The following is a 25,406-nucleotide window of genomic DNA, read 5'->3' as shown; positions in this document are numbered from 1 at the left end:
CGGCATTGCCTGCTGAACACGGGCGATTTTGGAGAGACCCGCCTTGCCCGAAGTGCTACCGGAAAATTTACATGCCTGCAGCGGTTGCTGCAGGCATGTGCGCGTCAGTCAACGGCCAGGGGCGCGACTTCCCCAGCCGTACGAAGACCCTCGACCAGATCCCTGAGCAGCCGTGCTCCCTTCAGTACGCGGTCTTCGCCATCGGCGACCCGGCCGTCCTCGTCTGACTGCGGTATCGCCAGCATCAGGTCCGGGCCAACCTCATGCTTGCGGCACACGTCGCTGAACACCGCCAGGGCGGTCGGGCCCTTCGGGGCGCACAGCTGAAAGCCGCCATCACGACAGCTGATCAGCTTGTCGTCACTGTCCTGGAGCTTGATCCACCGGTCCACAGCGTGATAGTCATCCCAGCCGTAGAAGCGGCAATCGGCGACGTTCTTTCCTTCGCGCACACCGCTTGCCACGATAACGGCCTGCAGATAGGGGTCGCGGTAGTAACTGTTCAGCTGGCTCGCGTTCAACATGCACAGGTCGAAACCCATTCGCTCGGTCGAAGATGCATAGATGCCGCTTTCGCCGGAACGCATCGCCGGGTACTTCACGAGGTAATAGCGCCAGTCCAGGTGCCGCGCCTGTTCCTGCTCCTCCAGCCAGGCATCGGCGATGGACTGCAGGCGCGCCTCGGGCAGATCGCCCTCGGTTTGTCCGTAGCGGTCGAGCAGAGTCTGCAGCGCGGCGTGGATACCCTTGACGCTGGCGCCGGTCAGCAGGTTGCGCCAGGCTTCGAGCTGGGTCGGCTTAGGGCTGCCGAACAGGAACCGCCCATTCTGCGTACGCTGCTGGTAGGGCCCGCAGGCCAGCAGCGCGGCACGGATCTGCGGCGCGGGGATGGCGGCGTCCTCCGGGAAGATCTCGTGGAACAGGCGTGCGCGCCGGACGAAGGCATCGGCGTCCGCGCCGAGATCGAAGGCGACAAGGCAGCCGCGCAGCAGGGAACGGTCTTCGAGGGTGTGCAGCGTCTCCTGCACGGCCGGATGGCCCTCGAAGCGTGCCAGGAAAGCAGCCTTGCTCTTCTCCTCCTCGATCTGGCGCGCGTTGTACCCCTTCAGGACGTCCAGGTCGCCGTCATGCATCCAGGCGGCGGTGGTCTCAAGCAGCGTCGCCATCTGGTTCGGGCGGATCTCGTTGCTCGAGGCGAAGATCAGATTACGTATCGTGCGCAAGCGCCGGGCGGCTTCGGCCGCGTCGGGACGAGGGGAGTGCCTCAGGTATTCGAGGAAAGCGAAAAGCAGCAGCGTGCGGGCCAGCGGGAAGCCGCGCCGCTGGCCGCTCGTGTCGCCATAGTTGGCGCAGCAGTCGCCGAACAGATCGACCTTGTCGTAGATCGCCACGCAGCCCTGCCGGTAACCCCTTTGGGTGAAGTGGGTACCGAACCATGCGGCGTAGCCGTCGGCGTCCTTGATATCGCGCTCCCTGATTTCCCTGACCAGTGCGCCCAAGGTGGCGAACATGTCGTCCTGTGCCTGCGCTGCCACGGGGCTGTCCACGCCGTAGATGCGCTTTGCCCACCGGCCGATGTCCTTGTCGAACGGCGCGTCATCGACCGACACGCCGCGGCGCAGGACTGTGATGTCGCCGACGAAGTGGAACAGGCGCAGGAACTCGTCGTCGATGATCGCCTCTTCGCCTTCCTTCTTCGTGCCGCTGTCGCGCAGGGGCCAGAGCAGGTCCGACCAGTCCTGGTCGATGTTGCGGGCAAAGTCGGCGCGTGCCTTGCTGGAAGTGGCGCCCAGGGTCTTCTCGAAATCGGCCTTGAAGTGCTCGAACGGCGTGAGCGGCTTGCCGCGAGAATTCATCTTGATGTACAGCTCGTCGGTCAGGCCCATGTCTTCCACCGACAGGAAGTCAAAGGTGATGACAGGCTGCTCCTCGTCCACCAGACGCTCCCATGCGGCCCGGCAGGTGGCCTGGTCATCGGCCGCGAACAGGGCGTGCAGGTCGTCCAGCGCCACCAGCATCGACTGTATGGTAGGGTCGTGCTTCCATGCACCGGCGTACCAGGGCTGGTCGGTCAGCCACGCCGACAGGGTCGCCGTCCCGGCCTTGCCGATGTGCGGCAAGGGGCAGCACGGACGTTCGATGACTAGCTTCTTGCAGAAATGCCTGGCGCTGAACCGGGTGCGGTAGGTGAATTCGGCCAGGAAGCGGCACTCCTCAGCAGGGATGCCATTGCGCGCAGCAAGGTACCAATGAAGCAGGAACAGCGTAGTCAGGCGCTGCTGGCCGTCGAGCGGCACCAGACGGCCGTCCTCGATCTCGCCATAGATGAAATCAAGGCCCACTGGCTGGTTCTCTACCAGCGCCTGGCGCAGCACGCCGAGGAAGGCTTCGCGGATGCGCGTCGTGTTGGCGTCCCGGCGGCCCTGGGCGTAATCGCGCTGGATCATCGGGATCTCGATATGTCTTACCGCACCGTCGCGGAAAACGTTTCTGAAAGATGTGCTCATGCCTGGGCTCCTGCTGCCGGTTTCTTCAAGTACTTCCAGACCACGCCCTCTTTCCCTTCGGGCGAAACGTGCGGGTCGGCGAACATGGCATCGAGATAGCAGGCGCGGTCCGCGCGGCTCCACAGATGCATCTGCTGAGTATCGGTCCTCGTGTAGTACTTCAGGAACACGCGCCGGGTGCAGACTGGAATGAACCTGCCGTCCTGGTCCATGTCGATGAGCTGCAGGCGCTTGACCTGAAAGGCGCCATTGCTCAACGCGCTGTTGACGGCGCCGGAGAGCAGCGCCAGGTTCGCGATCGAATGCTCGTCCTGGCTTGTCCCGTCCGGGTTGAGGAACTCGTCCAGTACCCGGCGCGACAGCGCAGCGAAAACCCCGCGACTGATGCCGCCCTTGTCAGAATCGAGTGTCAGGTCGATTGCACCCAGCAGACCGGCTTTCGCATCTTCCCTCTGCCGGTCTTCGAAGCGGGGCAGTGCGCACAGCGCACGACGGGCGTCGGCCAGCCAGCTGCGCCATTCACTGTCCGTCTTCAGCGGTTCTGCATTCTGCGCGTGGATGTGCTCAAGCGACCAGCGCTCCTTCTTGTGCGAGTCGAACGGGTAGCGCTCCGAGGAGTGATCCAGCAGGCGCACCGTTTCGACATTGAACAGGAGGAGCAGGCGCTCGCACTGCCGGCGATGCTTTTCGTAGTCCAGTTCGCGGGCTGCCGTGGCGTCGAGCCCGAGAAGCCCGGCGATGCGATCGTCGAGGAAGGTCGAGAATGCGGACTTCGTCACGGCTTCCTCTCCAGTCGCCTTCCCGACGAGATCGCCAAGCTTGTCGCCGGCGGCGACCAGGTAGCCGATCTTGTGATAAAGATCCCGGTCCTCGAACCATTCGCGGAGCAGATGGTAGAGCTCAAGTACAGGTGCCCATACCGCGATCTGGGGTGCGCTACCCTGGTTGGCCTCCGCCTTTTTTGCGCCCTTGTTCTGATGCTGCAGCTTGTCGAGTTGCTTCTTGAAGTACTCGAAGGTGAAGAAGCGGTCGCTCCTGGCCGTGTTTTTCTTTGCCAGGAGGTCGAAGATCAGTTCGATGCGGGCCGGGTAAGCCGAGGCAGGATGGTTGGTGAGGAAAGCCCAGAAGGCGTCGTCCTGCAGGGATTGCTCGATCATGTCCCATTGCGTGGCGATCTCGACCTGGCGGTAATGCGCGTTCAAGGTTCCGGCATCCTTGCCCGACAGGAGCAGCGCCTTCACCAGTTCTGCGTTGGTCAGAGCAATACGGCCGACGTTCAGGCGCGTGAAAAGCGTGATCGAATCCTGTTCGCCGGCGTCGTACCAGATCACGTGGACCTGTTCGCGCAAATGGCGGTACATGTCGTCGGCAACGCCCGCGATCTGGCCGTCGTCGGTCTGCTCGCCCCTCTTCTGAAACCAGCGCTCAATGCATTGGCAGGCCTGGTGCATATGGAAAAAGTCGATGTTCGCGTTGCGCTGCGCTTCGGTGGGATCGAGCAGGTAGGCGGCGCTGCCCGGCCGCGTTTCGTAGGCCAGGTTGAAACCCGGGACGATGCCCTTGACCTTCTTCAGGTACAGATAGAGCAGGTACAGCGTCGTCAACCTCTGCTGCCCGTCGATCAGCTCGTAGTAGACCGTGCCAGGCGGTGGCAGGCCTTCCCGTGCTTCGTCGGCAGATGCGCCGGAGATTCTCTCCTTGACGACGATCGGCTGCAGGCAGTACTTGACGCCCGGATCGAGATCGCGGCAGGCGTAGATGTCGTTCAGCAGCGCCTCGACCTCATGCTGTCCCCAGCGGTATCCACGCTGGTAGGAAGGAACGAAAAAATGCCCCTTCAGTTTGCTGACCTTCTCGGGCCGGGGATTTGCGAGGCTTTCTTCTGATTGTTTGTCCATTGCTGCTTCGGCTTGAGTGTTGATGGGATGAACTGCTTGTCAGGTTTACGCGAAGAAGTGCATGTGTTGATCAGACCGAGCACTTCCAGCGGTGTACATCGCCGAGTTAAAGGATTGCGCGGTCCTTTTCTGCATGGAACCTGGTGAGTTCAGACTTGAGGTGATCCCAGCGATAGCGTAACTGGTCCAACAACTCTTCTGGAGTCGTACCCCGATCAGCAATGCCATGATGGCGAAGGGCCGCCGCGAGCTTGTTGCGAACCTGGCGCGCCTGGAGCTTGGCCAGCAGATTCGCACAAAGCTCCAGCAGAAAGTCTTCGAACTCGTCGCCCAATGCGGGAACCGGTGGGAAAGCGAAGCCGGACGTGAAGCGGCGGCAGAAGTAGTCGTCCCTCGATTTCTCGCGGTCGCGCGCCAGCTTGGAATCGGCCAGCTGCCGGTACCGGTCTTCGTCGAGCTCGCCCCGTCGCTGGAGATGAAAATAGGTTTCGCGCTGTTTGCCCGTGAGTGTCCGCGAGACGTTGTGTATCGAGTCCGTGAATTCGCCGAGCCAGCGGCTGTAATGTTCCGGTCGGGGTTCGCGAATGGCGTCGAGCGCACGCCTGCGGCCGTCGGCCTGTGGAGCGACAAAACTGTCTTCGAGCGCGGAAAAGCATTCCGCACTTGTCCAGTGGCCGTACACCGTCTCGGTAAAGTATCGCTGCCGCCAAGTCTGGCGTTCGATTGCCGCATCGGGTTCGCCGCTCGTGTAGCGTACGTAGGGACGGGTGAACGCCTGCATTTCGCCAGTCTGACTGAAGCCGGCGTTGCCGAGGTTTGTACCAAGCAGGCCTTGTGGCATTGGCTCCTTCAGACGCAACACGAGGCGACCGAACGTCGGATCAGGCTGATAGCTGTGGCAGAGGCGGCCGCGGCGGATCCAGGCATCGAATCCGTTGGGCCAGTGTGTATGCACGATACGCAGCGGCGGCAGAGAGAGCCAGGACTTGTCATGGATGTAGAACCACGTGTGGGCGGTGTCGTGACCGCTTGCCAGATCGGTGAAGTATTGCAGTGCTGCCTTCTTGTTCCTGATGTCGATATCAGCGAGGTCCACATGGACGAATGATTCCGCATGCACGCCGAACCCGTAGGGACTGGCGTTGGCCGAACCTGCCAGCAGGGTATGGCGGCGCCGGTTGTTGGCGCCATTCACCCATTCGAAGCAGTAGAGTTTGGCGTGGACCAGGCCGCCGCCACCAAGTGGAGCAACACGGCGCAACACGAATCTCGCGCGGCCAGCGAGCGTCTGCTCAATCGCTTCGATGCGCTCCTGCGGCCAACCGTCGTCCACTGCTAGTACGACTTCGTCCGGCCCCAGTGAAAGCACTTGCTCGATGAACTCGTGAGTGGGGTAGGGGCCGACGATCGTGGCACGGCTCAGGCGAAAGCCGGTGCCCACGTGTATCCAGTTGTTCGCGTATTCGGTAAATTTCAAAGGTGTCTCCCAGGATGGAGTCGGTCAGCCTGCCGGAACCCCGAACGACTTGCCCGGCTTCCGGCAGTGTGAGTGTTAACCGTGCTCAGAACACGGTCGTCACGACATGAATCAGCAACCCGACAAGCCCGCCGACGAGCGTGCCGTTGATGCGAATGAACTGCAGGTCGCGGCCGATCGCCAGTTCGATGCGGTCACTCATTTCTTCTTTCGTCCACTTCGCCAGTTGCTCCTCGATGAAAGGCGTCACCTCGCCACGGTGGCGCTGCACGAGGTTGCGGCTGACGGATTCGACCGCGGAGTTCAGCCATTCACGCGCAGCAGGATCGCTGACCAGAACACGTCCTGTCCTTTCAACCAGGCTTTGCGTCGCGCTGGCCAGCGCCGGGCTTGTTCCCTGCAGATCTGCCAGCATCCTGTCGCGGAAGACATCCCAGAGCCCGTTCAGGGCATTCTGCACGCTGTCGCTGCGAACCGTCTGCCGCTGGTATCGGGCAATCGCGTCCTTCCATGCAGGGTCCGCCTTCAGATGCAGGGCACTGTCGGCAATCCAGATACCGACCTGAGCACGGAGCGGATGCTCGCCGCTCCGCTGCACTTCCGCGATCTGTTCCTGCAGCGACTCGATGGCCTTTGGCATGTAGCCCTGCACCAGATTCTTCACGAACCCATTCTCGACGTTCAGACTGCGAAGCAGGAAATCGCCGATGGTCTCGTGATTGTCCTCGTTCGCCAGCCAGCCTGCGAGCCTGCCGAGCAGCGCATCGAGCAGCTCCTGCTGCTTGCCTTCGGCCAGCAAGGCGTCCATGCCGCCGCCGGCCAGTGCCGACAAGTCGAGTTTGAGGAGTTCGTTGGTCGCGAGCTCACGGATCATGTTGCGGACCTGTTCGTCATCGAGCCCCTGCAGGACCTGCCTTACAAGCGAGGTGGCCGAGCAGCCGACCTGTTTTGCATTCACCGGATGGAGCAGCCATTCGCCCAGCCGCATGGCGACATTCGCCTGCCGTACGCGACCGACGATGCCGTCCTCGGTGATGAAATGGTTCTCCACGAAGCTGCCCAGACTCTTGCCGATGCTGTCCTTGCTGTTCGGGATGATCGCGGTGTGCCAGACGGGAATGCCGAGCGGATGGCGGAAGAGGGCGACCACGGCAAACCAGTCGGCAATGGCGCCGACCATTGCGGCCTCGGCGAAGGCTTCGAGGTAGCCCCAGGCCGGGTGCCGGCCGTGACGCGAACGAGCGAGCGCGAAAAGCACCATTGCCGCAAGTAGAAGCCCGAGAGCCACGCGCTGCATGGCACGCAGGCGGCTGCGGCGGAAGGTGTTTTCGGCAACGTCGAGCTGCTGGACGATATCGTTTTCTCGTTTCATTGCTTCCTCAATGGATCAGTTGCAGGCCGAGCAGGGCGGCAGTCGATGCGAGGCTCAGGGCGCACACCGCGACGAGCCATTTTGTCCGCACCTGGAACGGCGCAAGCTGAAGGGCAAGCTGCTCCTGGACAGCGGCTGCCACCAGTGCCTTCTGCGATTCGGAAAGCGCCTCGTAGCGGGCTGCGGTTTCTCTGGATGACTGCTCGACGGTGGCGGCCAGCGTGTCCAGACCGCCTTTCAGCCGGCTGGCGCTGGTTTGCTCCTGCTCACGCAGGGTGCCAAGCTCGGCGTCCAGTTTCGCGACCCCACGCACTGAAGCGGCAAGGCTCTCGTTTGCCGCTGCCGCCCTGGTGTCGAGCTGCTCGAGAACCGAGCTTGTCCTGCCGAGGCTGCCGTCGAAATGTGACTGTTGCTGCTCCAGGCGTTCACCCAGCCCGCCGAGCTCCCGGCTGAACCGCTCGACAGCCACCCGCTGCTGCTCGCGTATCGTGCCGAGCGCACCGTCGACCCTGGCAAGGTCGGCAGACGTTGCGACCAGAGCGCCGTTCACCGCATCGGTCTTGGCGTCGAGCTGCACGAGAACGTCGCGGGCGCGAGCCAGGCTGTCCTGGATGTGCTGCTCGCGCTCGACCTGCTCGTCGTGGCGCTTCTCGAGCGTCGATGCCAGGCCTGCAAGCTCTTCTTTCAGGCTGTCGACGCCATCGGCAACATCGTTGACATGGCGATTCAGACGTTTGCTCTGACCCTCCAGCACTTCGCCGAGACCCGCCTCGACGGATCGAGCGGCGTGAATGCTTGCCTGCTCGACGGCCGCGATATGGCTGCGCAGGTCCTCGATAGTCTTGTGCAATGGCGCAAGTGGACGTTCCATCACGCGCAGCAGCAGTTGCGACATGGCCTGCTCCTGCGCGTCGATATGGCGCTGCAGTTCTTCGTCTTTTGGATTCTCGTGGCGCTTCATGGTGGTTCCATTCAGGATAATTTGATCTTGCGGCGTTCTTCGCTCAGGTCGGCTACCGACAGCAGGGTGAGCAGGGCGTCGACAGGCTGTTTCGCCATCGCGACCCGCGCGTGTTTTTCCCGTAGCTCCGTCAGGTATTCTTCGTCGAGCATGTTACTGAACCTGGCTGCGCTGCCCTCATCGCTGTCGAGGCGTGCAAGAGCCCGAGTCATGTCGGCTTCCACCTCGCTCGATCGAGCGATGAGTTTTTCACGTGCCTTCTTCTGCTGTGCGGCGATCTGCTTCAGTCCCAGACCTTCGCTCTCGGCCGCGGCCGCCTCGACTTCTAGTTCGGCTGCGCGTTTGCCCGCGTGCTTGTGCCACACTGTCTGCAGGAGTTCGGCTGTTTTCACGCTTGCGTCCCGAATGTCGTCCTTGAGGCGCTTCTTGTCTTCGGAGAAGCAGTTCGACCATTTAGGGTAATACTCGTCCAGGGAATAGCCCTCCATGCGTGCAATGAGGGTGGCGAACTCGTCGTCGGTGATCCGCTTGACCTTGCCGATGTTTGCGGTCAGGTTCGGTCGGGAATTGCCGAAGAATTTTCTGGCTTCGCTGCCCGATGGCACGGTGTCGAGAAAGCGCTGGCGCAGCCATGAGGTGACATCGGTGATTCGTCCGAAGAGCGCGCTGGTGTTCGTCGTCAGGCCATCTACCTTCGTGATGTGATCTTCGGCGTCGAAAACGAGGTCCGTGCTCAGTTCCTGCTCTGCCGCCGCACGCCGGGACAGCAGCGCACGGGCAGCCTTCGCCTGACGGGCAATCCGACGTTCGCCGCACAGAGCCTGTTGCTCTGTCGCCTCGGCTTTCGCGATGCGTTCCGCCAGTTCGGCAAGTGCTGCCTTTCCTTGCTCGATGCGCGCTTTGCGCTTGTGCCGCGTGACGACCTGGACGTCGAGCGCATTGCGGAATCGGGCTGCTTCGGTGGCCGAGGCCTGAATGTCCGCGTGCAGCGCCGCTTTGAGTTCGTTCACGAGTGGTTCGACGCGCTTCGCGAACGCGGCGTCTTCCTGCAGCATGGTCTGCCACGACTGCCCGAACTCCAGGGGAAAGAAACGCGCCGTGCTTGCCGCTTCCGGCGACAAGGGCAGACCGAAGGTCTGGATCTGCTCCAGCAGACGCTCGCGGAAGTGTTCGGCCGTCAGTTTCCCCTTATGGTTGCGGGCGAACTGTTGTACGGTATGCGGCGTGAACGAGTAGGTGGTCACGATGCGGAATCGATTCGGCACGTACTGCCAGTCCTCGATACTCGGCAGCGTGAGCGCTTCGGGGTTCAGGAAAGACAGGTCGTCGCCGCGTCCGACCAGAAGGATCAGGTCCGCATGCGGCACGTAACGCTGCGCCATGCGCTCGACATGTTCTCGTTCGACCTCGTCCGCGGGGTTGTCCCCCGGCAGGTCCAGCATCCTTGTGCCGATACCGATGCCAGTTCCGGCGGTCTGCCCGAAACAGTCGTCCGGAATCCACACCACCACGGGCTTCTCCACCTTGAGACGGCGTTTGCTCATCCGTTGGCGCAGTTCCCCCAGCGCCTCGCACATGTCATCGTCGGCGGCGATCCGCCGCATGCCCGACCCATCATCGAGATGCCAGTCGCCGTCCGGTGAACGCCTGTATTCCATTGTGGTGGCGGTGGCCGACTTGCCGAAAGCGCGCCCGCCGCGCAGCACCCGGCTGACGCGCGCCTGTGCGTCGGCTCCCAGTCCCATCAGATCGAGGAGTAGGGTGGTCTTGCCCACCTGGGTTTTTCCGAACACGACAACGTAGGGCTCCTGGTCGCCGGCACCGTCCATCAGGTGCGCGCGCACGTCTTCGCTCAGACCCTCGACGAAGCGCCGGTACGCGCGGTATGCCCAGGCGAGCTTGTCATCACGAAGGGCGGCCCACCGCACCTCCGGCTTCTCGCCACGTGTCATCATGCCGCCGCCGTGTCGAACAGCGCCAGCGTCTGCCCGGAACTTGCCAGCTGCGACAGCAAGTCCCGCTGCAGGACTTTCACGTCCGCCAGGGCTTTCTGCAGGCGGTCCTGTTCCATGAGGCGCTGATCCAGGGCGTAACGGCGACGGAGGCCCTGCTTGAGGTGACTGCGCATGGTGCTCATCAGTTCGTCGTAGCGCGCAGCGAAGTGCACCTGATGATGGTCGCGGGTATGCTGCAACATGTTGTTGGCAAGCGCGCGCACCTGACCGTCGTAGCGCCTGACCTCCTGCAGTGCGCTGTGTGCCAGGTAGCCGATGGCGATTGCAGCGGCGACCGCGCCGCCGACCGTCATGCCGGCAGCGCCTGCGGCCGTGGTGGCGCCCCCACTCGCGGCGGCGCCGGTGCCGACGCCGATTGTCGACAGCAGTGCGTCGATGATGTCGGCGTGCCCGTCGGCCGCCACATCCACGGCCAGAACGGCTGCAATGCCCTTGAGGATGCCGCGCGAGGTCTCTGCAAACTCGGAGAACTGTTCCTTCACTCTGCCGGCCGACTCGGCCAGGTCGCCCTTCGGCATCTGCGCGAGTGTCGTTTCACTGACATGAACGAGTTGCGGCAGGGCTGATGCGATCCTCGTGTATTCGAGCACCATGACAGGCAGCAGCCGCGCGGTACGCTCCAGGTCACGGTTGGTAGCGCGTGCATCCACTTCGCCTGCGCGGCTGCGCATCAGCGCGTGCAGGTTGGACTGAATCTTTGGATCCGTGAATCTGGTCTTCACGGGTTCGTTCTTGCTGTCCACGTAGCCGAGGCGCTGCAGTGGCGATGCTGACGAGCCCAGCGCCAGCGATGACGATTCCGGCCCGGCATCCCCGGCAGTGAGCTTGCCCAGACCGGCTGTGTACTGGTCGAGCAGGGCGTCCTGCTTGTGCCAGGCATCGAGCACGTCGCTCTCCAGCTTTTTCTGGGTTTCGCTGACACTGTCGAAGGTCCTCGCGATCTTGTTCCGCAGGCCCTCGTGATCGCGAATGAGGACGCCTTCCATGGCGCGCCACGCCTTGCCGTAGTGTTCCCCCGTGATCTCCTTGACCATCTTCTGGTGCTGCTCCCGCAGGCTGGCGCACGCATCGTCGAAGGCATCCAGGCAGCTCTTGAGCGTTTCCTGCGCGCCTTCCTCGCCACCGGACTGACGAAAATACAGGGTCGCGTGTGTGCGCAGCTCGCGAAGTGCGTCCGCCAGGTCGACGGACAGGGTCTGCTCCAGCCTGGCCATCTGAACCTGACGTGAGGCAGTGCCGGCGAGGGACATGTCGCGCAGCGCTGCACCAATTACCTGGCGCGATCGATGAACATGGTCGGTGGCGGTTCCGGAGCCGCCAATCCCGGAACAGAATACGCGTGCGGCTGGGTCCTCACCCTTCAGTTCGAACGCGGCGACGGCGCTCTCGCGCAGCTCGTCCAGCTTCGCCTCATTGCCGCCGAACGCTTCAGTCTTCGCAATCACGATCAGGGGCCGCACGGTGCGCAGTTCGTTGGCGAGCATGTCCTTGACGATATCCTGCTGGCCCTGGTTCGCGAGGCGCGTGGAGTCGGTCACGATCACGCATCCTGCAGCTCCGACCAGCGCCTGGCGCATCAGGTCCTGCCACACGCCGTTGTCGGTCGTACGCTTTTCGTAGCCCGGCAGGAGCAGCAGCGCCTGACCGTTGTGCTCGAAATGACTGCGCGGCACGCGAAGCACCGGCAACAGTACTTCTGCCATCTGGCCGCGGCAGGCTCTCACGAACTCGGCTGCTTCAAGCGGTACTTCGGCCGTGACGAACTGGTTCGTGTCCTTGTCCGCAGCACGCAGCACCATGGCATAACCCTTGGGTGAGTCATGATCCGCGCTTTCCTGAATCAGAATCGGCAGGGTCTCGCCCCGACCCTCGTTCGCAGGCAGCCAGGGATCGTTGTCTGCCAGGTTGTACAGCGTGCGCACGAGTGTGGTCTTGCCTGCGCTCTGCGTCCCGCCGACCGCGATCAGCCAGCGGTTGTTCATGATTTCGGCCAGGGTCAGGCAGCGGATGACCGGCAGCAGCTGCGCATCGATCGCGTCGTTTTCCAATACCCTGGCTGCTCCGCGCAGCTCGCGCAAGGCCTGGTTGAGAGTCGAAAGCAGTAATTCAGGAGTTTGCATGATGGTCAGAGATGCTGGTAAGGGTTGGCAGGACGGTGGTCTGAAAGGCGATGACACGCGTGGATTCGGTTCAGGTGCGTCAGCGAGAGTCATGTCGAGCTGTCTTTCGTTCGCAGCGGGAGTGCGGATCCTGGGGGCCGTCGCGCGGCCTTCGTTTCGTTCTGGCAATTATAGTTTTTCATGACGACATGAATTCTCGCAAATTGTTGCACTCAGTGTGGATGTGCAATCCTGTCCGGACGCTCACATTGGTTCTAAGGTCTGTCAAGAATGCGGGCGTACCGGGTTCCATCGCCGCTGAGTCCGATCGTCCACTCGCCACGCCGCGCCAGGCTGTCCGCCAGTGCGCAGGTACGCTGGTAACCGATCCGGAACTCGCGCTGCAGGCGCGAAACCGGGTAGAACAGGTGAGTCTGGCCGCGCTGGCGCAACTGGTCGATCCATGCGGCGGCCTGTTCCAGGATCGGATCGACCGTGTCACAGGAAGTTGCGGTACTTTCTGGCGCTACCCTGTCCGCTGGGCCGGCAAACATCCGGACGAAAAACATGGGGCTCCGCGCTGCGTTTGCGCCTGGCAGAACGAGAAGCGTGACGACGGCCGCGGCAGACCGGCGCAGGAAGCTCCTGCGTCTGAACTGATGCATTCAACGATCCTTTCATGAAATGTGCTGCAAAAAAGTACTGATTTGATGAGCGCATGCGGCGACAGGTCATATCGCAGCGATCAGCCGGGCGCAGCGCGACACGGAAACACCGGACAGCTGGCACTACGGACAAACGTGGGTCCGCAGCTGGGGCTGCCTCGCTTGCCGTGGACGACATGGATCAGTCCAGTTGTCGTCATCTGTTCTGCGTCAGCGGCGCGAAACAAGCGAAGCGAGCTGGTTGCCATGGCCGACCATTCGATGTTGCGCGTCCCGTGTCGTATCTGGGCGCGGATCGTAACGGCCAAGCACGCGGTAGCGCGCGTCACGCGCGGTTTGCTTGCCGTCAGCGGCAGTGTCGATGAAGCCGATGGTGTGGTAGCGCGCGTCGGTCAGGGTTTGCCTGTTCATGGTGATGTCCTCATCCGTCCGTGGAGGGAATGACTGTAGACGCTGGTACGACAAGCGTTGTCGCAGACGGCATCCAGCTGACGTCTCATTGCGGCATACTCTGGCCCCACGTTGCGACACCGATTGTCGCGTCGCGGAGGCATCCTTCCGTTTCCGTTTCCGATTCCGTGGAGGTCCGGATGGCGCATTTCGTCCTGCTCGGGAACTCGATCTTCGATAACGCCCCCCGTGGTGTGCGGCGGCGTTCAGCCGTGATCGACAGGTTACTTATTGGAAATATTTTTGGTAACATGGCATTTTGAACCAGACGGCAGCCGGACCCATCGGCGTCGCGCAGTTGAACATGCCCGCACTGATCGAACACATCGACGCCATCGCACGCACGAAGCAGCTCGGATTGCTCTATCACGAATTTGATCCCCAGCCATTCAGCGAATGGCGCAAGCACGAGCCGGGCTTCCGGGAACGCTGGGCGGAGGACCTCTGATGGCGACCAATCAGCAATCCCTGGTGCGCCAATGGCACATGCTGCGCATGGTGCCGCGTGCGCCAGCGAGAATCTCGGTCAGGGAACTGTACGAACGGCTGCGCGCCGCCGACTTTCACGTGACCGAGCGTACCGTCCAACGGGATCTCCGGGAGCTGTCGAACGTCTTTCCGGTCGTGGTCGATGAACGCGACAAGCCGTTCGGCTGGAGCTGGCTGCGCGACGCGTCGAGCTTCGACCTGCCGGGATTGACCGTGCCGGAAGCGCTGACGCTGACGCTGGTCGAGCAGCACCTGCGGCACCACCTGCCGCCGATCACGGTCAAGGCCCTGCGTCCTCATTTCCGGTCAGCCGCCCGCACGCTGTCGACGGTGGACGATTCGGCTCCGTCGCGGGCCTGGCTGGACAAGGTGCGCAGCGTACCGCCCCAGCAGCCGTTGCTGCCGCCACGCATGGACGAAGAATGCCAGCGCAGCGTCTACCTGGCGCTGATGGAGGACCGGCAGCTGAAGCTGCACTATCGCAAGCGCGATGCCGGCGAGCCGACTGTTTATGACTCGGTGCATCCGCTGGCCGTGGTGCTGCGCGGCGGCCTCGTCTACCTGGTCTGCATGTTCGACCGCTACGAGGATGTCCGCACCATTGCACTGCACCGGATCCAGCAGGCCGAGGTGCTGTATGAATCGGCCCGCAAGAAGGCTGGGTTCGACGTCGACAGCTATATCGCCTCCGGCCAGTTCGGCGTCATCGCCGGCGACCCAATCAATGTGCGCGCGGTGTTCACACGCGCGGCCGGCGAGCACCTGTTCGAAACGCCGCTCAGTGCCGATCAAGTACTGACGGGCGACGCCGACGGCCGACTGCACCTTTCGGCCACGGTCCCGAACACCCGCTCGCTGGTCTGGTGGCTGCTCGGGTTCGGCGATGGCGTCGTAGTCCAGGAGCCCGCGGAACTGCGCGATGAACTCGCTGGCGTGGCAAAACGGATGGCAGCGGCATATGCCTGAAGTGATACCAACGCCGCTGCGTCCATTCATCTCACAATACTGACCAGGAAACGATCACGAATGACACGACAACACGCACGCAGGGCGATTATCGTCCTGGAGGCACCATGGGAGCTTGACGACAAGGATGCAAACCTTACCAGTGTGCTGCCCTTCATCGAAGGCGTAGCCAAGTTCGCGGGTGACACGGAAGTACTGCACGCGAATTTCTACGACAAGTCGAGCTTCGGGTATGCCTTGAAATGCCTGTGCAAGGTGCACTATCAGAATGCGATCGTTTATATCGCCGCCCATGGCTGGAAAGGACGGGTGGGGACGGTCCCGCTGCGCGACCTGTTGAAGGGCATTGCCGAGGTCTCGAAGGCCTGCAATATTACCGGCGTGCTGCTCGGATCATGTTTCGGCGGCGAATGTTCGCAAACGATGGAAGAGGGGCTCAAGGCGAGCAATCTACGCTGGTGTGCTGGTTATGCGTCGAGCTCCTGGTGGCTCGAAGGAACGCTGATCGATTGCTCGATACTGGCGAAGATGGCGTCGATTCGCAAATCGAGCTATCGCCGACAGGATAGAATGATCGGTCACTTTGCGGATGCCATCGCCCAGTTTGCGCCGACATACCCCATCGGCGAGGACCTGGACGACGAAGCGGTGACCATGCAGGATTCCCTGCAGTTCGTGGTCCAGACCGATGGCAAAGGACAGTTGCCGCAAAACGTCAGTGAGGAGGTGTTCGGCAGACGCCGTGAATTCCTTCTTGATGACGATGAGGATGACGATGACGAAGAGGACGACGATTGACGGGATCTCACCGCTTGTAATGCGCCTCGAGCCCTATGGAGACTGCCGTCCTGCTGTTGTTGCGTCCCGGCCGACCCGGGACGACGGCGCTCATGGTCAGATCCCGAAAGCCTTCAAACCTGCATCGAGCAGCACCTCCAACGGATTGTGCCCCGGCTGTCCGGGACGCGCATTGCGCGGGACTTCCTCGTAGAGGTAGCAGGCATCCTGCCCGGTGAACCTGTCCTGAAGGAGGGGCTGCCTGCCCATCAGATAAGGAATGAAGGGCTCTGTGCGAACGGTGGCATAAGTGGTGTTCCTGCTGAATCCGAGCGTTGCATGCTGACTGATCGTGCGGCCGGTCGAAGCGTTTTCCAATCGTACGCCCCGACATCCCTTGACGATCAGCGTGGCGGGTCCCTCGAAGCTCAGGTAGCGCAGTTGCAGCGTCAGCCACGCGTGCAGTGTTCCAAGGCGCCAGTGGCTGCGGATTCGCGGCCGCTCACCGGTGCGGTACACGATGTCCACCAACGCGCGTGGCTGCAGCACGAATGCATCTCCGGGGCCAATCTCCAGCAGGGCGACCTCATCGAGTGCGTCTGCCGTGGGCGACACCACGACGGCTGCGGTCTGCGTCGTGCGCAAGCGCTTCAGCATCCAGAGGTGCGCGGCGATGCTGGTCAGCCAGCGGTGCCAGTCGAAGAGCACTTTTGTGCTGACGATGGCGCCCAGGGGCTGGCTCTGGCAATACTCCGGGCGGATGAGCAGCTCCTGGCCGGGAGCCAGCATCGCCTTTTGCGATATTGCGGAGATGAGCGAACTGCCATTGCACGAAAGCTGCGCCAGTGAAGGGGAGGCTGGCGTCCTGCGATCGACGGGCCCGATCACGATCGGAGGCCTGCGTGCAGCCAGCGGCGCCAGCACGAAATAGAACAGGGTGCGGATGGCCGCCGGGACGAGCCACCATCCGACCAGTACCCCAAAGGCAATGGGCAGCAAAGGCCGCACCGCCTGCCAGGCTTGCCAGAGGTAGCTCTCCGCCGCAAGACGCCGGGCGTGCAGGAGACGTTCGCGCAGCGGCTCGGCCGCAGCGGTCAACCGCTGCACGTCCACCGCAAACGCGGGCAGGATCCCGGGAGCCGGCGCGCTGTTCAGAGCATCCCGTTGCTTCAGAAAGGCTCTGTACGCAGCGTCATTCGCGATCCAGAGATCCTTCACTTGCTTGTCGAGCGCCTGTAGCTGCCGGTATGTCGGGCCAACGTGAAAGCGCACGCCCAGTCCTCCATTCGCCTTGAAAGCATCCTTCCGCCTCAGCGCGCTCTGGTATTCGGCGTACACCTCCACGTGCGCCTGGCGCAGTTGCGCGAGTCTGTTCATTGCTTCCTTGCGGTGAGCCATTGCATGTACGCGTGCGCGCGAGGCGACCAGGTATGCTCGTTCCTGACGCAGCAGTTCGATTCTGATGTTCGTCGTGACCGCATGCGTCAGCGATTTCGCCATCGTATCGGGGCCATTGAGTGCGGTGAGCACGAGCGGTGGTGCCTTTTCCTGCTCCCGCTGCAGACGGTGCAGATCGTCGTCAACGGTACGAATGCGTGCATCGAGCTGCTGCACCATTGCGCCGGACAGGCGCCCGAGGCCTTCCACAGTCTCGCGGGTCAGCAGATCCTGATACCGGTTCACGTCCTGCTGCGCTCTTTCCAGCGATGGAAGTTCGCTGACGATGCCCTGAATATTTTTCCATTCGGTGCGTATCCATGTCCCGCAGGCGAGAATCACCACGATGGAGACGAACAGCAGCAGATTGCGCCGCAAAGTGATGAACAACCTGGAAAGAAGATGACCCATGCGGGAGCCCGAAAGAGGATGAGTTGTCAGGATTCGCGGTCGTCAGAGCGCCGCAGTCAGACAGCGCTCTGCCCGGGTCGACAGCACCAGTTCCGCCGCCATCTGCGCACGGGTGAGGGCGACGAACAGCTTGCGCCGCACGACATCGTCGAGCTCGGCAAAATCGAACTCGGCCACGACGACAGCGGGCGCGCTCTGACCCTTGTAGCGGTACACCGATTCGACCAGCAACTCGCCCCCGCTCCAGCGTGGCTCGCCGTTGCGGTCGTATTCCCCGGTAAACCTGCGGGTACGCCAGTCCCCGATCATTACCCGGTTCAGCAGTGCCGACCGTTCGCGTCCACGCCCGGAAACGATCACGATGTCGCCCAGTGCAAAGCCGCGAGCCAGCAGTGCGGACACGGCGGCCCCGGTCGCGGCCAGCAGTTCCTCGTCCGACCCGTAGGCGTGAATGCCGGGAACTTCACCCGACCAGGGGTTCAGACTGCGGATTGGCGGGCTGACGAGTGCAAGCGCGTTGATCACGTCGCAGATCACCCGCGGGCTCCGGAAATTGTCGCTGCAACGGATCGTGACAGCGTCGTCCAGTTCGAATTCCGGCTGCTGGTACAGGCGCTGGGCTTCGTCTTCGAGCACGTACAACCTGCCGCCTGGCTTGAGCCGCTGGCACAGGGTCTGCACCCAGCTGGCGTCGAAGTCCTGCGCTTCGTCCACGATCAGAAGATCCAGGCTCGGTGTGAAACCGACGCTGGCTTCGAAGTAGGCATTCGCCATCCGATGGTATGACTCGGGCGTGAAATCCGGATCGCCGTGGTGTCGCCGGTAGTGCTCGACGCAGAGTTCATGGTAATTCACTACCTGCACCTTTGGGGAGGCCAGACGCCGGACATGGTCGGCCAGACTACGGTTGAAGCAGACATAGCTGGCGTTGTTGCCCTCGGCAGCGGCGGTGTCGAGCAGTTGCAGCGCGAGCTGGGTCTTGCCCGAGCCGGCCGTGGCCTGGATCCGGAAGATCCCGGAGGGAGCATCGATGCGTGGCACCCATGTTGCCAGTCCATCGGACAGGCGCCGCACGGTGCCCTGCAACTGCTCGCGCATCGTTGCCAGATCGGGCGTGACGCGGAACTGGTTGAGCAGAAGCCGCCGTAATGCTTCGCGGTCCACCCTGCCGGGCACGCCCTGAAGCCACTGCTGGACAGTCGCAACCATGCTCTCATAGCCGGAAGCATCGATGATCCGATCGCGCGGGATCGAGACGACCTGGCTGTCGCCGAGCGTATAGTCGGGCAGCACCAGGCAGCTGAGCAACTCCGTTTTGAGGCCGGCGTCCTGCAGGCGATTCTGCATGGCTGCGCGCTGCAGCCGGCCCTGGCGTGCCACATCGCATTCACCGTCGCCGTAGAGCTTGAAAATTCCGCCTTCGCGCAGGACGACAGGGCCCGCCTTCACTTCGATCAACAGCAGGCAGCCAGCCGGCGATAGCACGGCGACATCGATTTCACCGTAGCAGTCACGGCCGCCACGGATTGTGTGAAGAGCGATGTTGTGGAAGACCTCGAATCCTGACGGCAGATGATCGCGCAGGCGCTCCAGTACCTCCAGCTCGCGATAGCGGCCGGCGTCCATGCGCAGCGAAGGAAGAAGACCTGGAGAAATGGATGCCATGACGAACGAGGATGAAAAGGTGAGGGGAGCGCCGCTCGATCAGGTGGAGGCGCGTTGCGTCTGGTAGCTCATCTTCGCGTCGTCGAGCCTGAATGCACCGTCGAGCGTGACGATATTGCTGACGACCTTCAGTGAGCCTTTGATGAATCCATGGTATTGAATCTTGAGTGACAGAGGTGACGTTGCCGATGAAGCTCGGCACCCGGGCCGTGGGCGTCCTGCAGTTCGGCCCGGCCGGCGCGCTGGAAAGGAAGATGACCTTGCACGAAGCAGTCAGCCATCATGACTCGTCCACGTTCAATATTAACAAACATAGTTTTCAAAATGAAACTTTTTTCAGGCTGTAACGGTAGCCGTTGCGGCTCAGGAGGAATTCATCCATGCGGCGATCAAAGTACCGCCCTTGTCCCCAGGCCGATATTGCTTGATGATCATGGTTTTTGTTCGAGCGCACCCGGGACACACGCAGTTGGTGGGTCAAGCGCCTCGCCGGAAGACGGTATCGGGGCTGTACATGGTTTGGGAAGCGAAGCAAATGGAACAGGAGCTGAACGTGGCGGAAAATCATGGCGGCGTCGTTGTCAGTGGCGGCGGACGCTTCTTGTTGAGGGAGCCGGCCGGCCATTTCGGTGGCCTTGGCATGGACGTTCGCGAAGACATCGACGCTGGCCGGCGAGTCTGCCGAGCGCACGGCCCCGCGTGCAGTTCGGGAGAAAACCGGATATGACGCATTCGTACGCGCACGTCTGTCGGGGCCATTCGACGGGGCGAGCGGCCCGGCGACTTATTTCCTGATGGAGGCGCGGCATCCTCCTGCGTTGCCGAACTGGCAGACGTCAGCCATTCGGTGGGCGCGATACGATGAAGCAATCGAAATGATCCGGATGTCGTCGAACGCCAGTGCGCGCCAGCGCGACCTGGCGCTTCTGGACGCAGCCAGAGCGTCGGTCGAGAATCTGTCCAGCGGTGAGCGGCTGATCGTGCATCCTGCTGACTGGTCCGATCTCCAGCCCATGCCGCGTGCCCGGGCAACTCTCCACCCGGACCTGGCGTTCGATGCCGCGGCGATGGAACGGATCGCGCGCGGCTTCGTGAAGCATGACATGGACGCGAAGTGGTTCATCTACCTTGATAGGGCGCGACTCAAATTGCACAGGAGCTGGACGGGCAACCTCGTGTTCGATGCAGGGTTCGCTTTCGATGCAGACGGAGGAGCGTCGGTCGCGGACCTGGTCGTGAATCGGGACTCGGCTCAATACAACAGTTCTGGCGACGCGGAGGATCTGGAGCTGTTCGCGAATGTCGTACGCTGGCACTTGCTGGAGGATCTGGAATGGTAATGATTCCGTTGCGCTGAGCGCGCTCGGTCTCTCGTTGGACCGCACGCACTCCGTGACCGGACTTTCCTCATGACTTCATCAGCAAAGAAGTCGACGGAGCAGGACGCGCGCGTTGACGGATGGGCACGTACCCTGGCGGGGGCGCCGGAGTCAGTCGCAAACGATTGCAGCTCCCGCGCTTTCGCCGGCGACGTTGCCGACGTGATCGTGTATGCGCGCCGGCCCGAGAACTTGTGATGATCGCTTCGGATCTCGGGATCAGCCAGTCGGGCTTGCTCGACATGCCGCGCTTGTCCAGGAGTACGGCCGAGGGGCGGTTCGGCAGCAAAGGCACCCCTATCATCCACTGAGCAGGATCGCCTCTACCGCACTTCGTGTGTTCTGCACGGGCGGTAAGAAAGGAGGTCCATACGCAAGTCCATGATTCTATCGATAGAATTGGCCTGGAAAGCCGTTTGACTTGAATTGGAGAGCTACGCTACCACCAGCACATCTCTTATCGAAGGACAGTTAGCTCCGCGAAGCGATGTTGCGGCTTGCGGCGCGCTCGCTAACCCAAGCCAAAATTTCACTGTATACCCACGCGGATGCTTTTTTCGAAAGCTTCACCTGAACAGGAAAGTCACCTTTTTGAATGCTTGCGTAGAGTGCACTGCGCGAAAGACCGCAAATGTGCAGCACTTCGTCTATCCTGATCAAACGGTCTGCAGTAGCTGTGTGGTGTTCCATGTCAACCTCATGCGATGAGCGGGGAGGGATAGGACAACGGTACTGAAGGTAGCGTAAGATTGTACGAAGTATGCGACGTTGATAAAGTTCCGAAGCGAGCTCAGCTGTTTTTGACCCATCTTGAATACATCACGGTTTGGCTCGTCAAAGACTTCGCCGCATTCCACTGCGGAGGTCGCAAATTTTAGGGTATGAGTCAGGGTATGGACTGTCTGGTAGTGCAGCAGGGCGTAGCATTCATGCGGCTTTCGCCGGCCAATACGAATCCCACCGCCTCCGCCAGAACACCGTTCCTGAACATTCAGAAACATCAAAAAACCCGCTGTTCTCATAGAGACGGCGGGTTTTTTGTTGCCTAATCCTGTCCAGCGATGTCTTCGAACGGCTTGCAGCTTTGGGGGCATTTTTCGGGGCATGCCGAGCCCCTCGGTGGACAGGATGCCCCCAAAATGCCCAAACAGGTACAGCCTCTCACCCAACTGCAGGTGTGCAACGCCAAGGCGAAAGGCAAACCCTGTAAGCTTGCCGATGGGGGCGGCTTGTACCTTGAGGTCATGCCAACGGGCGGCAAGCTCTGGCGTATGAAATTCAGGCAGCCGGACGGCAAAGAGAACAGATTGAGCTTCGGTGCCTTACAAGACGTCTCCCTCGCGGATGCCAGGGCCAAGCGCGATGAGGCGCGCCGGTTGCTGGCCGCAGGTGCTGACCCGGCGCAAGCCAAGGCCGAGCAGGCGCGCCAGGCCAGGCTGTCGGCACAGAACACGTTCGAACATGTCGCACGTGATTGGCATCGCACCATGATCAAGAAATGGCAACCTCGGACTGCAGAGGAAATCTTGCGGCGCTTCGAGGCGTACATTTTCCCGGCTTTCGGTCAGTCGCCGATCGCGGAGATACAGGCTCCGGATGTGCTCGATGACATCCGGGCCATCGAACGGCGCGGCGCGCTGGAGATCGCGAACCGGCAGACCGCGAACTGCTCGGGTGTGTTCAGGTACGCAATCCGTTGCGGGCTTGCCGAGCGCAACCCCGCGGAGTTCTTGCGCGAGGTCCTGGAGCCACGCGAGAAGGGACACTTCGCGGCGATCGGTGTCGACGAATTGCCCGAGTTCCTGCGCGCGCCGTACGCCAACGAAGCCTGTATGGGCGTGTCGACTCGCATCGCGATGAAACTGATGTTGCTGGTGTTCGTAAGGACTAGTGAACTCATCGAGACGCCGTCGGCCGAGGTCGACGTGGAGAAGGGAGAGTGGATCATCCCTTGGAAACGCATGAAGCGCGGGCAGCGCCGTATCAATCCCGACAAGACCGATCATCATGTATGCCTGTCGCGGCAGGCGCTGGCCCTGCTGTGTGACCTGCACCGGCATACGGGGGCGGCACCTGTCTGTTCCCGAACCCGCGCGATCCGAGGCGTCCACTGAGCAACAACACGCTGCTGAAAGCCCTCGAGCGCATGGGCTACAAGGGCGACATGACCGGGCACGGGTTCCGTGCGTTGGCGATGAGCACGTTGAAGGAAATCCTGGACTACCGACATGAGGTGGCCGACCGCTAGCGACAGGTCTGGATAGCGATGACAGACTGGTTAGACCGGGGCTCGCCATGAGCGCCAAACAAAAAAAACTTATTTCCACGGTTGCCGCTCACCTTCGGAGCGACGGCCGGGCGATCGCATTTGACGGTGCCACGACGACTTGCGGCATGCGACTGTTGGCAAGCGTTGGCAATTTTAAGATATCGTGACGCGCAGGCACCACGAACAGCCCAGTCCGGCCGCGCCCGCCTCGACTACGGGGGCTGATCGTGCACCGTCGCAAATCCGGTTCTTCAGGCTGTTTGCTCCGTCCGATGGAAGTTGCGAACCGTTTCGCCATGGCCTGGCAACGTCACGAGGCCGAGGTTAGGACTCGTGGATTATTTGCACTTTTGGTAATTACCCGCGCTAATTGCTTCGTGAACGCGCTGCGACAACGCTTGTCGCTGATCAGCGTACGATAGGAAACAAGTGATTCTTGTCGGACCGCGGCGCCAGCGCGACACGGCAGGACAGCGCCGAATTTCAAATTCGCAACGTGTTTGGCGCACAGCAGCGCCAGTACGCGGCCGAGCTGGAACTCGTTCAGGGCCGCGCCGACCAGGGTCTGTCTGACTTATCTCCTCAGCATCAAGACCGTCGTCCCTGCGAAGGCAGGGACTCAATTCCTTCGCGCAGCCACGTTGCCCGCAGTGGTCACAAGCGTGTGCGTGAGGCCAGACCTGGCATCAACGCCGATATCGGCCTTCATCCCGAAGAACCAGTTCTTGCCCTTCTTGGACTGGTGTATTTCCGGATCGCGCTTTTCGTCGTGGTTCTTGGTCGAGGGAGGCGCTGCAATCAGGGTGGCGTCGACGATGTTCCCCTCGCGCATCATCAGGCCTTTGCTGGCCAAGTGCCCGTTGATTTCATCGAAGATCCGGCGCGTCAGGTTGTGCTTCTCGAGCAGGCGGCGGAACTTGAGCAGCGTCGTCGCGTCCGGCGCCGGCTCGTGCGTCAGGTCGATGCCGACAAAACCGCGAATGGCCTGGCTGTCGTGGATCGCATCTTCGATCCCCTCGTCCGACAAGCCGAAGCACTGCTGCGCGATGTACATGCGCAGGATCCGCTCCAGCCCAACGGGCGGACGGCCTCGCCCTTCGCCCTTGGGGTAGTACGGCAGCAGCGCTGCCACCAGCGCTGGCCACGGGGTCACGGCCTCGATCTCGGCCAGGAACCGATCGCGTCGGGTCTGCTTCTTCTTGTGGGTGAACTCGGCGTCGGAGAACGTGGTTTGCGTCATGACTGTTCAGCAGGAATCGAAGTCGTTATTGTGCCATTTCGGCATGCCGACCATGACTGGTCGACATTAAATTAGCGTTTCCCTAATGTCCGATCAATCCAACGTGCGCTTCTTTCCAGCGCAGACGAAGACCGACCGCGTACGACCTACTTTCCGAAATCTTAGTAGGTCAAACGTTGGATTCCGGACCAGTCTATCCTTACGCCGTAGCTTTCCTCACCAGCCCGTGTAAATAACATATCTGGATTGTCTTTCCAAGGGATATGATTTTCGCGACACGCAGAATTGACCCATCGCATCGATTGGAAATTCATTAGATGCAAATAAAGATATTCGCGCCCAACATTTCTATTATTTGTGACAATTCCATTTTTCCAGAACCATATATCAGGATGATCAGCCATTCCATCATGCCAAGGCATGGTATGAAAGACTGTCGAATATTGCTCTTTACAATAGACGTCGCGACTGTAGATTGCATCGTACCCCCTCACCCGATGCCATCGAAAAAATAGATTAGAATAAATATCCTCATCAAACCTTGTTGGATTCGGATTCTCCAAATATTCCTTCCAATTTAGAATTTTAGTGTATGCCTTACGCATGCGCTCTGTATTCTTAAAAAGCGCAAGGTGCCCGGAAATCATACCCACATGGGTACTGATCACATCGAAAGACAAGACCTCATCGGTATAAAATTTTCGGATATCACCATAAATAACATCCAGGTCTCCGAAGCCATAATAGTCATAACTCGCTATATCGTCGACATACATATCGCCGTACATAGCCTTAAGGTCGCAAATTTTATAACTTCTAGCCGGTTTAAAGTTGATACCCAGACGTTGAGAAACAGCCGCCACGTAGTCGGTATACGAACTGAGAAAAAACTTTACGTTTTTCGGTGGATTTTCCGGAATTTTGCAGTCAGTCCTGATAATCCAATCAACTGTACTATTGGATGCGCAACTGGTCAAAAATACGGGAAACCATTTTGGCCAATTCCCAAAATAATCAATTAATATGACAATGCTTTTCATAAATTCCTTACTCTATTACTCGAGAATATGCTTCGGCTTGCGGCTTTTCGACGTCATATGGGTACGCCGTTCTCGCCGAGTCGTGTATCGGATAACCATCAGCGAGATGCAGGCACAAGATCGTTCCGAATGAAGCGCTTCCCGATCGACAAGCTGAAGAGCGACATCGCATTCGTGCGCGACATCACGACCAACCCCGACGATGCCGCGATCGCGCTGGCCATCCTCTGCATCGCGCACAGCCTGCACATGCAGGTGATCTCCGAAGGCGTGGAATCGCGCGCCCAGA

The 25,406-nt window shown here is 61.1% G+C and carries 19 protein-coding genes and 2 pseudogenes; 7 read left to right on the top strand and 14 right to left on the bottom strand.

Annotation, left to right across the window (positions count from 1 at the left end):
- Positions 1-104 precede the first annotated feature (104 nt).
- The 9 genes from ASC93_RS10920 to ASC93_RS10880 all read right to left on the bottom strand — a co-directional run bounded on the left by ASC93_RS10920 (position 105) and on the right by ASC93_RS10880 (position 13,405).
- Positions 105-2,507, bottom strand: a complete 2,403-nt coding sequence (locus ASC93_RS10920) for a DUF262 domain-containing protein (protein ID WP_082547938.1) — start codon at positions 2,505-2,507, stop codon at positions 105-107.
- On the bottom strand, positions 2,504-4,405 hold the full coding sequence (locus tag ASC93_RS10915; RefSeq protein WP_056441112.1) for a DUF262 domain-containing protein: 1,902 nt from the start codon (positions 4,403-4,405) through the stop codon (positions 2,504-2,506). Before ASC93_RS10915 ends, ASC93_RS10920 begins: the two co-directional genes overlap by 4 nt.
- Before the next feature lie 106 nt (positions 4,406-4,511).
- Positions 4,512-5,882: a hypothetical protein gene (locus ASC93_RS10910; protein ID WP_056441110.1), complete on the bottom strand. Its 1,371-nt coding sequence runs from the start codon at positions 5,880-5,882 to the stop codon at positions 4,512-4,514.
- A gap of 85 nt (positions 5,883-5,967) precedes the next feature.
- The gene (locus ASC93_RS10905; protein WP_056441107.1) at positions 5,968-7,254 is read right to left on the bottom strand and encodes a DUF445 domain-containing protein; all 1,287 of its coding nucleotides are present in this window, start codon (positions 7,252-7,254) and stop codon (positions 5,968-5,970) included.
- Between the two features lie 7 nt (positions 7,255-7,261).
- Positions 7,262-8,215, bottom strand: coding sequence for a hypothetical protein (locus ASC93_RS10900; RefSeq protein ID WP_056441105.1), 954 nt, complete (start codon positions 8,213-8,215; stop codon positions 7,262-7,264).
- An 11-nt stretch (positions 8,216-8,226) separates the two neighbouring features.
- Positions 8,227-10,170: a cell envelope integrity protein TolA gene (locus ASC93_RS10895; RefSeq protein ID WP_056441103.1), complete on the bottom strand. Its 1,944-nt coding sequence runs from the start codon at positions 10,168-10,170 to the stop codon at positions 8,227-8,229.
- On the bottom strand, positions 10,167-12,350 hold the full coding sequence (locus ASC93_RS10890; RefSeq protein ID WP_157201858.1) for a hypothetical protein: 2,184 nt from the start codon (positions 12,348-12,350) through the stop codon (positions 10,167-10,169). Before ASC93_RS10890 ends, ASC93_RS10895 begins: the two co-directional genes overlap by 4 nt.
- Positions 12,351-12,604: 254 nt before the next feature.
- On the bottom strand, positions 12,605-12,898 hold the full coding sequence (locus ASC93_RS10885) for a hypothetical protein (protein WP_157201857.1): 294 nt from the start codon (positions 12,896-12,898) through the stop codon (positions 12,605-12,607).
- A 306-nt stretch (positions 12,899-13,204) separates the two neighbouring features.
- Entirely contained in the window at positions 13,205-13,405 is a 201-nt protein-coding gene (locus ASC93_RS10880) for a hypothetical protein (protein ID WP_056441153.1), read from the bottom strand.
- Positions 13,406-13,748: 343 nt separating this feature from the next.
- On the opposite strand from ASC93_RS10880, the gene ASC93_RS10875 reads away from it, so the two are divergent.
- From ASC93_RS10875 to ASC93_RS10865, 3 genes are read left to right on the top strand one after another with little or no spacing between them, the layout of a single operon-like run.
- The gene (locus ASC93_RS10875; protein WP_157201856.1) at positions 13,749-13,892 is read left to right on the top strand and encodes a hypothetical protein; all 144 of its coding nucleotides are present in this window, start codon (positions 13,749-13,751) and stop codon (positions 13,890-13,892) included.
- Positions 13,892-14,899, top strand: coding sequence for a YafY family protein (locus ASC93_RS10870; RefSeq protein ID WP_056441089.1), 1,008 nt, complete (start codon positions 13,892-13,894; stop codon positions 14,897-14,899). Before ASC93_RS10875 ends, ASC93_RS10870 begins: the two co-directional genes overlap by 1 nt.
- Before the next feature lie 60 nt (positions 14,900-14,959).
- A complete protein-coding gene (locus tag ASC93_RS10865) occupies positions 14,960-15,697 on the top strand; it encodes a hypothetical protein (protein WP_056441087.1) in 738 nt (245 codons plus the stop codon).
- Positions 15,698-15,793: 96 nt separating this feature from the next.
- On the opposite strand, the gene ASC93_RS10860 is transcribed toward ASC93_RS10865, so the two are convergent.
- Both ASC93_RS10860 and ASC93_RS10855 read right to left on the bottom strand, forming a co-directional pair.
- Entirely contained in the window at positions 15,794-17,524 is a 1,731-nt protein-coding gene (locus ASC93_RS10860; protein WP_056441083.1) for a hypothetical protein, read from the bottom strand.
- A 42-nt stretch (positions 17,525-17,566) separates the two neighbouring features.
- Positions 17,567-19,189: an NERD domain-containing protein/DEAD/DEAH box helicase gene (locus ASC93_RS10855; protein ID WP_056441080.1), complete on the bottom strand. Its 1,623-nt coding sequence runs from the start codon at positions 19,187-19,189 to the stop codon at positions 17,567-17,569.
- 188 nt (positions 19,190-19,377) lie between these two features.
- Between ASC93_RS10855 and ASC93_RS32035 the strand changes: the two genes are divergently transcribed.
- Positions 19,378-19,536, top strand: coding sequence for a hypothetical protein (locus tag ASC93_RS32035; protein ID WP_162251851.1), 159 nt, complete (start codon positions 19,378-19,380; stop codon positions 19,534-19,536).
- Between the two features lie 288 nt (positions 19,537-19,824).
- Entirely contained in the window at positions 19,825-20,529 is a 705-nt protein-coding gene (locus ASC93_RS10840) for a hypothetical protein (RefSeq protein WP_157201854.1), read from the top strand.
- A gap of 510 nt (positions 20,530-21,039) precedes the next feature.
- On the opposite strand, the gene ASC93_RS29665 is transcribed toward ASC93_RS10840, so the two are convergent.
- Positions 21,040-21,258, bottom strand: a complete 219-nt coding sequence (locus ASC93_RS29665) for an AlpA family transcriptional regulator (RefSeq protein ID WP_082547937.1) — start codon at positions 21,256-21,258, stop codon at positions 21,040-21,042.
- Between the two features lie 449 nt (positions 21,259-21,707).
- Here ASC93_RS29665 and ASC93_RS10835 point away from each other — a divergent pair, with 449 nt between their 5' ends.
- Positions 21,708-22,682, top strand: a complete 975-nt coding sequence (locus ASC93_RS10835) for an integrase arm-type DNA-binding domain-containing protein (protein WP_056441068.1) — start codon at positions 21,708-21,710, stop codon at positions 22,680-22,682.
- A 789-nt stretch (positions 22,683-23,471) separates the two neighbouring features.
- Here ASC93_RS10835 and ASC93_RS10830 read toward each other — a convergent pair.
- A pseudogene (locus ASC93_RS10830) lies at positions 23,472-24,077 on the bottom strand (IS5 family transposase); the annotation flags it as partial.
- A gap of 161 nt (positions 24,078-24,238) precedes the next feature.
- Positions 24,239-25,117, bottom strand: a complete 879-nt coding sequence (locus ASC93_RS30640; protein WP_157201853.1) for a DUF6625 family protein — start codon at positions 25,115-25,117, stop codon at positions 24,239-24,241.
- Between the two features lie 27 nt (positions 25,118-25,144).
- Here ASC93_RS30640 and ASC93_RS32600 point away from each other — a divergent pair.
- Positions 25,145-25,402, top strand: a pseudogene (locus tag ASC93_RS32600) (EAL domain-containing protein); the annotation flags it as partial.
- Between the last annotated feature and the right edge of the window lie 4 nt (positions 25,403-25,406).

The sequence above is a fragment of the Massilia sp. Root335 genome (assembly GCF_001425685.1).
Lineage (GTDB): Bacteria > Pseudomonadota > Gammaproteobacteria > Burkholderiales > Burkholderiaceae_D > Telluria > Telluria luteola.
Note: the sequence above shows the minus strand (reverse complement) of the source record. Positions and strands in the feature narration are given on the sequence as shown.

What these genes read in the sequence shown, in the direction of transcription:
- ASC93_RS10920 (WP_082547938.1), bottom strand. Translation starts at nt 2,507, where the DNA reads ATGAGCACATCTTTCAGAAACGTTTTCCGCGACGGTGCGGTAAGACAT.
- ASC93_RS10915 (WP_056441112.1), bottom strand. Translation starts at nt 4,405, where the DNA reads ATGGACAAACAATCAGAAGAAAGCCTCGCAAATCCCCGGCCCGAGAAG.
- ASC93_RS10905 (WP_056441107.1), bottom strand. Translation starts at nt 7,254, where the DNA reads ATGAAACGAGAAAACGATATCGTCCAGCAGCTCGACGTTGCCGAAAAC.
- ASC93_RS10900 (WP_056441105.1), bottom strand. Translation starts at nt 8,215, where the DNA reads ATGAAGCGCCACGAGAATCCAAAAGACGAAGAACTGCAGCGCCATATC.
- ASC93_RS10895 (WP_056441103.1), bottom strand. Translation starts at nt 10,170, where the DNA reads ATGATGACACGTGGCGAGAAGCCGGAGGTGCGGTGGGCCGCCCTTCGT.
- ASC93_RS10890 (WP_157201858.1), bottom strand. Translation starts at nt 12,350, where the DNA reads ATGCAAACTCCTGAATTACTGCTTTCGACTCTCAACCAGGCCTTGCGC.
- ASC93_RS10885 (WP_157201857.1), bottom strand. Translation starts at nt 12,898, where the DNA reads ATGTTTTTCGTCCGGATGTTTGCCGGCCCAGCGGACAGGGTAGCGCCA.
- ASC93_RS10880 (WP_056441153.1), bottom strand. Translation starts at nt 13,405, where the DNA reads ATGAACAGGCAAACCCTGACCGACGCGCGCTACCACACCATCGGCTTC.
- ASC93_RS10875 (WP_157201856.1), top strand. Translation starts at nt 13,749, where the DNA reads ATGCCCGCACTGATCGAACACATCGACGCCATCGCACGCACGAAGCAG.
- ASC93_RS10870 (WP_056441089.1), top strand. Translation starts at nt 13,892, where the DNA reads ATGGCGACCAATCAGCAATCCCTGGTGCGCCAATGGCACATGCTGCGC.
- ASC93_RS10865 (WP_056441087.1), top strand. Translation starts at nt 14,960, where the DNA reads ATGACACGACAACACGCACGCAGGGCGATTATCGTCCTGGAGGCACCA.
- ASC93_RS10860 (WP_056441083.1), bottom strand. Translation starts at nt 17,524, where the DNA reads ATGGGTCATCTTCTTTCCAGGTTGTTCATCACTTTGCGGCGCAATCTG.
- ASC93_RS10855 (WP_056441080.1), bottom strand. Translation starts at nt 19,189, where the DNA reads ATGGCATCCATTTCTCCAGGTCTTCTTCCTTCGCTGCGCATGGACGCC.
- ASC93_RS32035 (WP_162251851.1), top strand. Translation starts at nt 19,378, where the DNA reads ATGAAGCTCGGCACCCGGGCCGTGGGCGTCCTGCAGTTCGGCCCGGCC.
- ASC93_RS29665 (WP_082547937.1), bottom strand. Translation starts at nt 21,258, where the DNA reads ATGGAACACCACACAGCTACTGCAGACCGTTTGATCAGGATAGACGAA.
- ASC93_RS10835 (WP_056441068.1), top strand. Translation starts at nt 21,708, where the DNA reads ATGCCCAAACAGGTACAGCCTCTCACCCAACTGCAGGTGTGCAACGCC.
- ASC93_RS30640 (WP_157201853.1), bottom strand. Translation starts at nt 25,117, where the DNA reads ATGAAAAGCATTGTCATATTAATTGATTATTTTGGGAATTGGCCAAAA.